The sequence below is a fragment of the Bacteroides sp. GM023 genome (assembly GCF_014750685.1).
Classification (GTDB): Bacteria; Bacteroidota; Bacteroidia; order Bacteroidales; family Bacteroidaceae; genus Bacteroides.
This window is the reverse complement of the sequence record NZ_JAAXGE010000023.1, coordinates 1-12,824: the sequence shown is the minus strand read 5'-3', so window position 1 is coordinate 12,824 and position 12,824 is coordinate 1. Positions and strand designations below refer to the sequence as shown.

12 protein-coding genes are annotated in these 12,824 nt (G+C 31.8%); 4 read left to right on the top strand and 8 right to left on the bottom strand.

What is annotated here, in order from left to right; translation table 11 throughout:
- Positions 1-1,312: type IV secretory system conjugative DNA transfer family protein (locus HC965_RS25870; protein ID WP_191034159.1), on the top strand; the 1,312-nt coding region annotated here is incomplete at its 5' end.
- Positions 1,305-1,691, top strand: a complete 387-nt coding sequence (locus HC965_RS25865; RefSeq protein ID WP_007559164.1) for a helix-turn-helix domain-containing protein — start codon at positions 1,305-1,307, stop codon at positions 1,689-1,691. The genes HC965_RS25870 and HC965_RS25865, both read left to right, overlap by 8 nt.
- Positions 1,692-2,125: 434 nt before the next feature.
- Here HC965_RS25865 and HC965_RS25860 read toward each other — a convergent pair whose 3' ends face one another.
- The 4 genes from HC965_RS25860 to HC965_RS25845 all read right to left on the bottom strand — a co-directional run bounded on the left by HC965_RS25860 (position 2,126) and on the right by HC965_RS25845 (position 6,819).
- On the bottom strand, positions 2,126-2,521 hold the full coding sequence (locus tag HC965_RS25860) for a hypothetical protein (protein WP_004295347.1): 396 nt from the start codon (positions 2,519-2,521) through the stop codon (positions 2,126-2,128).
- 76 nt (positions 2,522-2,597) lie between these two features.
- On the bottom strand, positions 2,598-4,277 hold the full coding sequence (locus HC965_RS25855) for an MAC/perforin domain-containing protein (protein ID WP_007559167.1): 1,680 nt from the start codon (positions 4,275-4,277) through the stop codon (positions 2,598-2,600).
- Positions 4,278-4,286: 9 nt separating this feature from the next.
- Positions 4,287-5,609, bottom strand: a complete 1,323-nt coding sequence (locus HC965_RS25850; RefSeq protein ID WP_005647361.1) for a hypothetical protein — start codon at positions 5,607-5,609, stop codon at positions 4,287-4,289.
- A gap of 211 nt (positions 5,610-5,820) precedes the next feature.
- Positions 5,821-6,819 carry a hypothetical protein gene (locus HC965_RS25845; RefSeq protein ID WP_004295351.1) on the bottom strand — a complete coding sequence of 333 codons (999 nt, stop codon included), beginning with the start codon at positions 6,817-6,819 and terminating at the stop codon, positions 5,821-5,823.
- Positions 6,820-6,987: 168 nt separating this feature from the next.
- On the opposite strand from HC965_RS25845, the gene HC965_RS25840 reads away from it, so the two are divergent.
- Positions 6,988-8,223, top strand: a complete 1,236-nt coding sequence (locus HC965_RS25840) for an aminotransferase class I/II-fold pyridoxal phosphate-dependent enzyme (RefSeq protein WP_007559081.1) — start codon at positions 6,988-6,990, stop codon at positions 8,221-8,223.
- Positions 8,224-8,225: 2 nt separating this feature from the next.
- On the top strand, positions 8,226-8,948 hold the full coding sequence (locus tag HC965_RS25835) for a TetR/AcrR family transcriptional regulator (RefSeq protein ID WP_007559082.1): 723 nt from the start codon (positions 8,226-8,228) through the stop codon (positions 8,946-8,948).
- An 88-nt stretch (positions 8,949-9,036) separates the two neighbouring features.
- On the opposite strand, the gene HC965_RS25830 is transcribed toward HC965_RS25835, so the two are convergent.
- The 4 genes from HC965_RS25830 to mobC form a co-directional block, all read right to left on the bottom strand.
- Positions 9,037-9,471, bottom strand: coding sequence for a hypothetical protein (locus HC965_RS25830; RefSeq protein WP_007557648.1), 435 nt, complete (start codon positions 9,469-9,471; stop codon positions 9,037-9,039).
- Positions 9,472-9,529: 58 nt separating this feature from the next.
- On the bottom strand, positions 9,530-10,153 hold the full coding sequence (locus tag HC965_RS25825; RefSeq protein ID WP_004295355.1) for a ParA family protein: 624 nt from the start codon (positions 10,151-10,153) through the stop codon (positions 9,530-9,532).
- Between the two features lie 16 nt (positions 10,154-10,169).
- Positions 10,170-11,732, bottom strand: coding sequence for a relaxase/mobilization nuclease domain-containing protein (locus HC965_RS25820; RefSeq protein WP_007559083.1), 1,563 nt, complete (start codon positions 11,730-11,732; stop codon positions 10,170-10,172).
- Positions 11,733-12,165: 433 nt separating this feature from the next.
- Positions 12,166-12,522, bottom strand: a complete 357-nt coding sequence (gene mobC / locus HC965_RS25815; RefSeq protein ID WP_007557662.1) for a plasmid mobilization relaxosome protein MobC — start codon at positions 12,520-12,522, stop codon at positions 12,166-12,168.
- Between the last annotated feature and the right edge of the window lie 302 nt (positions 12,523-12,824).

The following is a 12,824-nucleotide window of genomic DNA, read 5'->3' as shown; positions in this document are numbered from 1 at the left end:
ACTATCACGCACGGTTCTTAGGGGGGAAAGCGCCCGTAAGGGCGCTGACCTACCCGATCCTGAACTTGCCAAAATTGCATATTATAATTATCAAAAGAACAAGCAATTAGGAAAAATACCAAGTAATTTCAAGTTCAATGTCATTAATTTTTCTGATATTGAATATAGTAGAAGAATAAACCCATTGAAACGAGAATATATAGAAATCCTAGCAGATGCAACAGAAACGGCAGAAGCATTATATGAGAGTTTACAAAAAGGCGACAAAGGAAGTGGAGGTAATAGCGATTTTTTTAAAACATCAGCAGTAAACTTGTTAGCAGCTTCTATTTATTTTTGGTCTAGATACGAGAATGGCAAATATTCAGATTTACCGCATGTACTGGCTTTCCTTAATCAAGAATATGACGTACTTTTTAAAGTCCTCTTTTCCGAACCTGAATTAAAATCACTAGTTTCCCCATTTGAAGCTGCATATAAATCAGGAGCAGTGGACCAATTAGAAGGACAGATGGCAAGTCTAAAAGTACAGTTATCAAGACTGGCTACTAAAGAATCTTTTTGGGTATTTAGTGGCAATGATTTCAATTTAAAAGTATCAGATAAAAAAGACCCTAGTTATCTTATCATTGCAAATAACCCTAAAACACAAAGCATGAATAGTGCTTTAAATGCACTTATCATTAACCGATTAACTAGACTTGTCAATACAAAAGGTAACTACCCTACTTCAATCATAGTAGATGAATGTCCCACATTATATTTTTATCAACTTGCAACACTACTTTCTACTGCACGTAGCAATAAGGTTTCAATTTGTTTGGGATTACAGGAACTACCGCAATTAGAAGAACAATACGGCAAAGCTACCGCAAAAACTATAACTTCTATTATAGGTAACACTTTATCCGGGCAAGCTAAAGCTCCTGAAACTTTAGATTGGCTACAAAAACTATTTGGAAAAGTTAAGCAAGTAAAAGAAGGTGTTACTATCAGAAGAAACGAAACAACAATTAATATGAATGAACAAATGGATTTTGTTATCCCGGCATCCAAAATATCTTCATTACAAGCTGGTACATTAGTAGGGCAAGTTGCATTAGATTTTGGACAAGAAGATAATTTTCCAACAGCGATGTACCATTGCAAAACCAATTTAGATTTAAAAAAAATTAAGAAAGAAGAAGAAGCCTACAAAGAACTGCCAAAAGTATATAACTTTGGGACAGCAGATAATAGAGAGAAATTACTGCAAAAAAACTTTAAGAGAATATACGACGAAGTAGAAACAGTAATAGAACAATATGTATAACATTACATTACCAATTTTAGGCACAAGGTTAAAGCAAATCCGAGAGCATATAGGATATTCCCAAGCTCAATTAGCAGAACAGCTGAACTGTAAACAAAATGCGATTTCAAATCTTGAACTAGGAAAAGGGGGCAGCCTAAAACTTTTATTTCAAGTGCTGAATTTTTATTCTAACTATGTTTTTATAGATTTAATATTTAGTGAAAAGTTTTATCTGATTTCTAATACAGAAGAAGATGAAGCGCAAAAAGCCAATTATAATTCTGTTATAATAGAAATTATAAGACAATCAGAAAAAAACTATGAGGATGCTATGTCAAACGCTAAAAAAGAGCTAGAAGCTAATCTTCAAAAAGCCATCAATTTATTACAGCCCTAATAAAATAAAAGAGAGTACAAAATACTCTCTTTTATTTTCCAATATTACTTTAAAGAATTTGTGATACCTATTCTTTTGGAGTTCTGGCACTGATGGGCGTATATAGCATGATGAAATGATACCGAATTATCGTCCCTGGTACACCCTGAAGAACTCCTTTTTGATACCAAATACAAAAAGCTGCTGGAAGCCGGACACAAAGAATTGATACCATAAAACTATAGGGAAAAAGAAGAAGGACAAAATGCCATATTATATATAAATAATATGAATATGTGATTAATATCCTTCACTCCCCGAAACCCAGAAAGAGCAACACGAGAATCTTCTTTTCCCTATGTCCATTTCATAAAAATGATACCAGTATAATAACAAATACTTATAATATGAAAAGAGAGCATCCAAATACATACCTTTTAACAATACAATCGAAATCAATCTATCCTATCTAATTCTATTATAGCTACTTTCTCTTTATCTGGACTTGCTTCATTTTGTATAAGAGTTATATGTTTTTGGGTATAGCTTTTAATAACCCAAGGAGCACCACCTAAATATAAAGCATTGCTATTAAATATGATATATTTTCCTTCTATTTTGTAAGTAATATCAATTTCATCGTAACTTTCCCAATTTACTTTCCCCGATTGAGTATCTATAAATTGCATACCTACTCCCATATTGGGAACTACCCAAGCATCACAACGACCTGTACCACGCCATGAGGTTTGATATAGTTTTTGGGGAGTAAGTTCTCCTATTTGTACCTCTGGATTTTTATCATCACAACTTGTAAAACTTATGTTTACTAAAAATAATGCCCAAAGCATTAATAAGCAAGATTGTTTAAAATAATGTACCATGTATTAAAATAGATTATATTAATATAAATACCAGACTTCAAAATTACAATCCTATAATTGTGTATAGATTTGCTAATGTTGCTATTGAAATCTGTTTTTCTACTAAATTAGAAGCCCATGAACTAAGACCATATACTTCCAGCAAACTCTCATCTCTTTCATCTGCAAAAAATGAAAAACAGAGTTTGGTAGTTGGGTCGTATAAATATTCCATATTAGTTGCCTCATGATAGTACTTACAGAAACCTTTTTCATTGAAGTTCTCCAAAACCATACATAGCGGAGAACGCATTTGAGGATTAATACGCTTTCTAGTATTATAACTTATCTGAATATCAGAGCTGAAATACCTTGATATTTCTGCCGATATAATTTGGGCTTTTTTGATAAAAACATTATCATCTTCATTTTGCCTTAATTCCGCATCCGTAGCATTACTTTTACTCAATACTATTTGGTCACCCTGTCTTGTTGTTAACACAGCAGCTACATCATATAAACTTTCTCCCGAAGCAGATGTCTTTGTCAATACTCTTGCAATCGTAATAGACGGAGTATAAAGTCTTGTAACAGGAAGAAGAATTTCCTTAGAAGTATCATCAAAACGTCTTTGAAAGTTTCTTTCCAGTACAAAATCCGACATTGGATATAATCCTTCTTCTATTAAATCAATCACTGTATGATTTTTTGAATCATTTAATGATTTTCTCCAAGATTGCAAGTTTATATTTATGTCTTTAAGTGCCATTGTAGTATTCACTACACCTGTTTCATCTTGAATACCACCCAATGTTTTTACACGTATAAATATATCTTGTCTTTTGTAAACTGTAGAATCAAAAGTACCATCCTTTCCATTAAATCCGAACGACCCATTAAGTGAATCACCTTTATATACAAGTGAAGCATTAATATTTTTCTCTAAGGATTTAGTTTTCTGTTCAACATTCGTATTTGAATCCGCATTACCCATATATTGCGCAAAAGCTCTTCCACCTGTATAATAACCAACAACAACAAAATCTCCATATGAATCAATGATAGATGATATAGGAGAGGTATATAAATTATTAATAAAAGACCTTCTTAAAAACTGCCTTGCAAACACTTTATTAGAACCATTGGAACTTAACAAGGTAAATTTGCCATGAGCAAACAATATATTCATTTCCCCATAAGCTTGTTCTTTTGATTCATTAATAAAAGTTCTAAATGTTTCGGTTGTCGTTTTCTTTTTCCCTATAGAAAAAAATCCTAGATTTAAAGAAAATCCACTTTTCACAGTTTTACTTATTGATGAAAAATGCGTATAATTATTAAAATCATAATAAGCAAACGATGACTGGTCGTTCCAGTTAGGATAATTTTCATCAATATATGATTCATCATATTCTTTTAGAGATTCAATATCAAGTATGGAATGCGTAAAGTTATCAAAATCACTTGGTATATAATTCCCCTTAAGCAATTTATAACCATAACCTAGATATTTATCAGTTCCCCCAATCATCTCACCACTTCTTGTCAACTCTTCATCAAAAGAAGGTTGTCCTGTAATAACATCTGGAAGAGATGGATTACGTTCTTGAAGAATCACATCATCACATGAATAATCAGTTTCAACCACTGTATTTTGCTGTGCGCATAAGTTCAAATCCTCTGAACAAGCTATAAACAATGGAGCTATAACAGATAAAATTATTATATATAATATTGATTTCATAATCTTTTCTTATTGCAGATTATTATTAGATAAACTTTTCATATATTCTTCTAAAGGAATTGTTACTATTTCGTCTGGTTTTGCCTTTGATGTAGTATTTATTATTCCATACCAAGAACCTTTAAATTTAACTTCTCTATCATTAGCCTCATTTCCATTACGATAAGTCATAGTAATAGTATAGTCAGCCTTTACACTATATTTCTTTAAATAAGTCGTTACTTTAATTAAAGATGGCTCATCAACTTCTACCGGAATAGTCACCGATAATGTTTTAGGTATCTCATACGTTGTGGAAGTATAAGGAGCTCTAGGCAAAAATATTGTTGAATCAGGCATTTCCCCACTACTAAAATTGCCAGGGGCAATAAATTGCCCGGCTATTATTGCAGGACGTAAAAACATTTGTTCTTCATTTGCCATTGGAATTTTCAAAGCTCCTTTTTCTGTATAACAAGAAGTATCTTTTACATCTTTTTTTGCATAAATTGTAATATTTGATGGTCCAGCAACTGCTCCTGTCTGACCATTTGAATACACAACAACAGGGTCTAATTCCGTCACTACAGCTTTAGGTTCAAATGCTATTTCTTTTACTTTAAATTTATCCTGAAACTCTAATAGAAACTCTTGCTGTGGTTGCTTATTATATTTTGCATACCCTACCTGCCCATTACTCTTTACTTCTATAGAATAATTAAACACACTCCAAGGATTATTGGGGTCTGCCGTTCCTAAATATGTCTGATTTTCAATATTAAAATATCCTTTATATGTTGATGGTATAAGGTCCCAACTTCCAGAACTTATATCTTCCGAGTCCCAAACAAAAACAAGTTTATTGTTTGGGTCATTGTTATATTGACCACAAACCAATGGCTTATTATAAGACTTTGAATAAATCAAATATGGTATTCCACTACTAGGTGGCAAAATCTTTAAATAGAATTTTGAAGAACTATAAGCTGAAAGTATCAATTCTTTTCTCATTCCTTGAGTAGAAAGATAAGGCTGTCCAACCACTCCACCTCCTCTGACTTTCAACGCAAAAGGAAGCTCTCTAACAGCATACATATTTGATGAATAAAATTCATCTGTCTCAGGATAATAAGAATAAGATTTCGTTTCTGGCTTTTTTTTAAACTCATCTATATTAGAAAACAGACTCACAGAGTCAGCAACAGAGATAGCTCTTGACTGGATTGAACTTTCTGATGTTTCCGAAAAATCATATAAAAGTTCAGAACTTTTTTCACAAGAGACAAGACCAATAGTCATTGCTCCTACCAATAATTGACTTACGCCCCAAAAAGAATAGAATTTTTTTTTCATAAATATAGTTTTAAAATTATGTCCTTAGAAACAAATACACAATAGAGTTCACGTAGATTTACTTTCTGACGCACGCGAATACGCCACATATACAAAAGGACGAAGAGAAAACAAATCCATGATGCCAAAAACTTTTAGGTAAATATATAAATAGCTCTTACAGCATATTACGTTAAGAGCTATTTATCCCAAAAAGTCAGTTATATTTTACTTAATTTCCCGAAAGACTTAGCCAAAGACGAACTGTTCTTTTAGCCTTATTCTGTTCTCCTTCTAGAATCTTTGCATCACCTTTCTTATAGCTTATTTTTAATTGAGAATCAGTCTGTATAGCATCATATAGAGGAAGCAAAAAGAAATTATCTTCATCTAAAAGTTTTTCCATTATTAACGGAATAATATTTTTACCCATCGCTTGCATTTCTTTAAACTGTGGTAATGTTGTATAAGCGAGAGTACTTGAACTATATTTAGTTTGTGGATTTATTGAAATTTCTTCGTTCCATGAATTAAACAAATCGTTAAACTTAGTCTTTACCTCACAATTAATATTTGCAGCTTTATCAATGACAGCTTGTTTTTCTGCATCAGAAAGTTCAATATCTTCTTGTGCTATCTGTTTTGCAAGTTCCTTTATCTCCGACATATCAGTCTTTGTTCTACTCTCGATAAAAGAAACCAAAATTCTACCATACAAAGTGCCAGATAGCTCACTCCTTTTATGGGTAATACGCAAATAACGCCCAAGTTTTGACTCCCAAGTACCGCTACTATATACAACACTTCCATGAGTCATATCTATACTACTTGTTCCCCAACCATCAACAGTAGCATTGCTACCTTCTGTACTAGTCTGTTCATAATTACAAGACGAACCATATAAAGTTTTAGCATTTTTATACTGTTCTATAAAATCATTGTAAAAAGATTCTGGGTCAATCCATTTGTTAGTTATCCCCATAGAATAAGCAATACAATTATATGTACCTGTTGCTTCTCCTGTTACAGAAATATTATTTACATCTAAATTTGGGAAATCCTTTTTAAGATTATCCTTTTCCGCTTGTGTAGGAACCCTTCTCATAGAAGCAGCTCTAGTAGTAAGTTCGTTTGGATTGGCATTATCCTCCACAGAACCAATCTCTTCGTTTTGCTGACAAGCAATAAGACTAAAAGAGAAACCTAATAAAATTAAAATTTGTTTTCTCATAAAACGATATTTTTAAGTTAGTAATTATTCAGCAAATGCATTTGCATATCGCAAATATACAATACAAATTGTATATAATATAAGAATTATATTGTTTTTTCCACTGTTAATGCTTAAAAACATAATATATTTGCTATTTTTGCAATATACAATCTAAATTATACTAATATGGAAAAAACTTATCATTCATTAAAAGACTTTGAACTATCCTATGGGAAAAATGCTATTGAGAGAGCAAATGATTTCCAGCAGTACATTGAGCAACTAAATGATTTCGGATGTAAAAGCTATTGGATAACTTCACATACAGGTATCGGTTCAACAATGGCAATTGAAGGCTTCAACGAACCTGTTATTGCATTTATTTCTAATGATTATTTAGGTATGTCACAAAGAGAAGAAACTAAACAAGCAGGTATAGATGCTATAAAAAAATATGGAACAGGTGCTTGCGCTGCACAAGTAATAGGTGGTTATCTCGACATACACCAACAGCTAGAGAAAGAAATAGCTTCTTTTGTAGGACAAGAAGAAGCTATTTTATTTTCTTCCGGATTTGGAGCAAATGCCGGAATACTAAGAGCCTTATTGGGTCAAAATGATATTGCATTGATAGACCCTTATATCCACACAAGCGCAATGGCTGGACTAAAAGGAACAAATATAAAACGAATTGGGCATAACGACCTAGAATATTTGGAGAAGGTACTAAAAGAAGTCAAAGGGCAATATCAAACTAAACTTGTAATAATAGATGGTGTATATTCCCAGGATGGGGATTTGTCTTTACTTCCGGAAATTATTACTCTTTGCAAGACTTATGAAACCATGCTGATGTTAGATGATGCACATGGAATAGGAGTAATGGGAGCCAATGGCAGAGGAACAGCTGAATACTATAACTGTTTAGGTCAAATTGATATTATTACTGGCACATTCAGCAAGTCATTTGGTTGCGTAGGGGGATTTGCAGCAGCTTCGAAGAAGATAATACAATACTTGAAATTTTATGCGGACAGCAATGTGTTTTCAGCAGCCCCTACCCCACAAGTCACAGCATCCATACTAAAAGCTTTAGAGATTATAAAAAAAGAACCACAAATAAGAACCAAACTTTGGGAAAATACGAACTATCTTAGAAAACGGTTGAAAGAAGAAGGGTTCGACATAGGAAAATCTGTTTCCCCTATTTTTCCTATTATGATAAGAGATAATAAAAAGGTTTACGAAATTGCTAAAATGTTGCAAGAAAAAGGTATCTTTACAATTGGAATTGTATATCCGGCTGTAAGAACCAAAGAAGCAAGATTAAGGGTCAGCGTTCTTGCCACGCATAAACTTGAACAATTAGAATCTTTAGTCAATACTCTTAATGATATAAATAAGAACATAAAAATAAAATAATAATGAAAGAAAGGAGAAAGCGAAGAAGTGCCAAAGACATAAAGGAAAGCATTATTAATGCGGCAACCCATTTAATTGAAACTGAAGGATTTTCTAATCTAACAGTTACAGGTATTATGCGACAAGCTGAAATTGAGCCTGTACAATTCTATAACAGATATGATGATTTGAATAAGTTCATTGACGAGTATGTAAAAAAATACGACTATTGGTTTAGCGATATTGTAAAATCACAAAAACAATCTAGTAACGATAAAGCACTATATATGAACATTCTTGTAGGTTTATTTCAATCTTTATCAGAAAATAAAATCATGCAAGAACTTCTAAAATGGGAACTAGCTAATAACAATGAAACTAGTCAACGTACCGCTCAACTACGGGAATTGCACACGTTACCTTTATGCCAAAAATTCTCAAACATATTCTCCAATACAGATATTGACATTGTAACTATATCTGCACTAATAATAGGAGGAATATATTATCTTATTTTGCATGATAAACTTTCAACTTTCAGTGAAATAGACTTAAAAAAAGAATCTGACAAACAAAAAGTTATTAAGGCTATAAGCAAATTGTCAGACATTTTATTTACGTTTATACCTTCTTCTATTACTAAAGAAAATATTGATATTATAATAAAAATGAGAGAAGATAATATTCCTGTAGAAAAAATAGCATATTATACAGGAATCCCTAAAGAAATTATTGTTTCTATCTAAAATATCCGTCCAATGAGGAAAAACCCATTGGACGGGTCTATAGCCTAACCAAAAATCTTTTGTTTCACAAAACGACCCTTTTTCTGTACTAAAGAAAACGGTTCTTTTTTTGCTTAATCAAAGAACTTATGTCGCTACGGTGTTTAGTTAACCAATCTTCCAAAATAAACGAAACTAAAGATGAAATAGGTATTTTGGCTTTAGCTTTGAGCAACCCAAACACCTCTTTTACATCTGTATCAACATATAGAACTTCCTTGCAATTATAATTTTTTCCTTTAATGTACTCTAATAAGTCCGTCAAATCCATTTCACTAGAGCCATTAAAATTAAAAACTTCCGAAGAAGTTGTTTCCATTTCTACATGAAGTGGTTCTTTCTCCTCTTCAACTTCATATTTAGCTTCTTGAATAGGAGCTTCATTTATACTACTCCCATGCAATTCTTCACCTCTTATCATTTTAGCTATTTCCAGAACACTAGAAATACCTTCATTTTGCTTTTTCCTTAATTTATCAGCCATGTGCAAATATATACAATAAATGAATAACTTTATAACAAATATCTATTAAAAGAATATTTTATTTTATTGCTCCTTCTTGAATGATATAATCATAAGCATTCTTCACCTTATCAATACACTCATTACTAATTGCTAATGTATTTATACGTTCCATAGCAACAGAAGCTGGTATTTCATCTGTAACAAAACCAACTTGCTTAAGAATATCAACTACCTGTTCTTTTGTTTCATATCTTACCGCAGTTCTCATATTGTTAGGTAAAAAGAATATTTTAGCTTTTACATTTAAATACTGTAACACTTGGATAAAAAAACCTGTACTATCCATTGTAAATTTATCGTATTTAAATGGGCATATTATTATATCCGCAGCTTTAAGAATAGTTCCCAGAGCATCATCATCAATCTTACCAGGCAAATCTATTAATAGATTTCCTTGCTCAACCTTAGTAAAATCACTAATAATTTTAGCAACATTAGATATATCGGTTTGTATAACCTCATATTTAGGTTCATTATCATAGGTCGCAATATCTTCTTTTCTTCTATCCGATAATGAACGCTGAAAATCTAAATCCAATACTAGAACTTCTTTTCCTTTTTCTACTAGATAGTTGGCAAATTGTATGCAATTAGTCGTTTTACCACAACCGCCTTTCTGATTCCCAAATAATATTATCATATCTTACTTATATTTATTAATTTTGTTGCTGTCCTCTTTTCTTTTTCCTATTAGGAGATTTATCTTGCTGTACATTTATATGCTGGCTAAGAATATCACAAATAGCATCAATCAGATTAAATCCCCTTGCCAGTTCTGAATCTTGTTCAACATTTATTCTTTCCATCTTATCAAGAGTAACTAGAGTAATCCTATCTTTACTATAGCCATCTTTTATAATATTGATTCCTAAATCATCAGTACTTACGATTACTTTATTCTTTTTATCTATTAGATAAACTAAATTATCATCTTCAACAAAAAGAATTCCTTTTTCTCTTAATGTAGAATGTAAATCTGAACTATGAGCCAAATAACTATTTATCATATCAGTATAGACAGTATTTTTTTTATCCATATGCTCTTGAATCAAAATATCATCTTTTTTCACATGATAAATTCTACTTAACAACTCGGCTTCTTTAAGTGTAGCAACATTAAATTTATTTGCTTCATACACTCTGCTATTATATCTAAGTTCTTTCAACAGTTTTTTATCAAGAACCAATAAAGCCTTATCATCACCATTTATAAATATTGTGCCATTCATTGAAAACCTATAACCGTAATCTAACATTAATTTCTTGAAACTATCCATTGTATATTTTGTTCCATCTTTCAAAAGAAGATTAATTATACTATTACAGTGTTCAACTTTTGCTTGTTTATTAGGCTCTACTAAAAGTTCCTTCAAATCCATAACTTCCCCACCTTTCAAAACTCTCTTATTTCTATAATCAATTAATGTATATCCATAAGGTTTAGTATGTCCTTTTCCTGTATGAAAGACTAAATTTATACCAAACTTATCTTTCATCAAAGTTTGAAGTTCTGTATAGGAAAGTCCTTGCTTATATTTAAATAAAAGAGCTGTTATCTGTTTTCTTCTTTCTTCATCAGGTGTATATTGTTTAGCTTTATCTTTTATCTGCTCTAATTGAATTGAAGCGTGCTTTTCACCACCCTTATACAAAATTAATAATCCATCCTTTTCTCTTAATTTCCATCCTGATTGTTCAAGTAACAACTTATATTGCTGCACTGTAGAAAAAGAAAACTCCATGTATTTTGAAATATCATCTTTAGCCTTCAAAGCTAAATCAACATTCATTATTTGATTTATGACTTTCTGTGAGCGCACAGCTTCCATATTATCTTTTACCTTCTGTCCGTTCTTCTGTACTCGTGTAGAAACAATATGTACATGATTATTTTCTGTATCAGAATGAAAATATATCATATAAGGATTATTTCCATAACCCATTTTATTTATATATTGCAAAGCTACATTTTTCAAATCCTCTGCCGAATATTCACGCCCCTTACATGAAATCACTGCATGAAATTGTTTTGCCTTGACCGCTGGATTAGTCCTACAGACAGATTCCATATAAGCTATATAATCCGACTTCTTCAAATTATCTGGATTCATAGCAAAATTTTCTGCAACAAGAAGTTCACTCTTGCCTTCCTCATTCTTTCGCTCATTATAATCAATACCAGCGAAAGAAGTTGCCGCTTTTAAAACTACTACTACCATATTTATAACTTCACACCGCAAATATACAAACAAATATTCAATAAAAGAATATTTCAATATAATTTATTCATACAATAAATATACAAATATTATATATTCATATATTATTTATATATATAATATTTTCCCCTAAAGTTTTTGGTATCATAATAATGTTTTCTCTTCGTCCATGCCGGGCAGAACCCGGAAAAGTACGGTATCAAATACCTTTCCGGTTTCTCTCCAGTGCAGGCAGAAAAGGTATCAATTAGATGCAATCCTTTTGCCGATGGGCGGTAGTTCCTGAATGGTGTCGGTGTCTTTTCTTTTATGATGCAGCCGTTTTCCTGTATTCAGGTATAGAGAGAAACGACACAAGGAACTTTAGGGAAAAGAAATAGTAACGCTGTCTTTATCACTAAAATTATATATATAAATATTATATATACATATATTATTTGATTGACATCAACTTACGCCAAGTAACATTCAATTTATCTTGCATAATTACATAGTCTGCCATTTTCTTTTCTACCTCATTAAGAACCTCTTGATTAACTTCTTCCTTATGAATATTTACATACCTAGCCAACTGATTTATATTATTTCCTATACGTTTCATTTCCAAACAAATTTCATCCATCGAACGAATAAATTCTTTAGGGTCAATAAGACCAACTCCTTTCCTAAAGACTCTCTGTCTAAAATAATCTGACATACATTTGCTAGATTTAGAAGCTTTAGTTAGTTCTTCATATTCTAAATTCGTTAAGCGAACTTTCACTATTCTATCTCTTTTATTTGCTTTCATACTATGATACTAAATAATATATGCCCCCAAGTTGCGAGGGGGCTAAACTCCTGATTTATCAGGCAAGATTTGGTTTTTGTGTCCACAAAAACACATCTTGCTATTAATTTCTACAAACGCAAATATATAAATTACTAAACACCCTCCCAAACAAAAGGGAAAAAAATACAATTAGATAAGTTTTTTTGGTATCATAATAATGTTCTCTTATCGTCCATGCCGGGCAGAACCCGGAAAAATACGGTATCAAATACCTTCCCGGTTTCTCTCCAGTGCAGGCAGAAAAGGTATCAATTAGATGC

Bases quoted from the DNA above. Each gene is read 5' to 3' on its own strand.
- HC965_RS25845 (WP_004295351.1), bottom strand. From the start codon at position 6,819: ATGAGAAAACAAATTTTAATTTTATTAGGTTTCTCTTTTAGTCTTATT.
- HC965_RS25835 (WP_007559082.1), top strand. From the start codon at position 8,226: ATGAAAGAAAGGAGAAAGCGAAGAAGTGCCAAAGACATAAAGGAAAGC.
- HC965_RS25830 (WP_007557648.1), bottom strand. From the start codon at position 9,471: ATGGCTGATAAATTAAGGAAAAAGCAAAATGAAGGTATTTCTAGTGTT.
- HC965_RS25865 (WP_007559164.1), top strand. From the start codon at position 1,305: ATGTATAACATTACATTACCAATTTTAGGCACAAGGTTAAAGCAAATC.
- HC965_RS25840 (WP_007559081.1), top strand. From the start codon at position 6,988: ATGGAAAAAACTTATCATTCATTAAAAGACTTTGAACTATCCTATGGG.
- HC965_RS25860 (WP_004295347.1), bottom strand. From the start codon at position 2,521: ATGCTTTGGGCATTATTTTTAGTAAACATAAGTTTTACAAGTTGTGAT.
- HC965_RS25820 (WP_007559083.1), bottom strand. From the start codon at position 11,732: ATGGTAGTAGTAGTTTTAAAAGCGGCAACTTCTTTCGCTGGTATTGAT.
- HC965_RS25850 (WP_005647361.1), bottom strand. From the start codon at position 5,609: ATGAAAAAAAAATTCTATTCTTTTTGGGGCGTAAGTCAATTATTGGTA.
- HC965_RS25855 (WP_007559167.1), bottom strand. From the start codon at position 4,277: ATGAAATCAATATTATATATAATAATTTTATCTGTTATAGCTCCATTG.
- HC965_RS25825 (WP_004295355.1), bottom strand. From the start codon at position 10,153: ATGATAATATTATTTGGGAATCAGAAAGGCGGTTGTGGTAAAACGACT.
- mobC (WP_007557662.1), bottom strand. From the start codon at position 12,522: ATGAAAGCAAATAAAAGAGATAGAATAGTGAAAGTTCGCTTAACGAAT.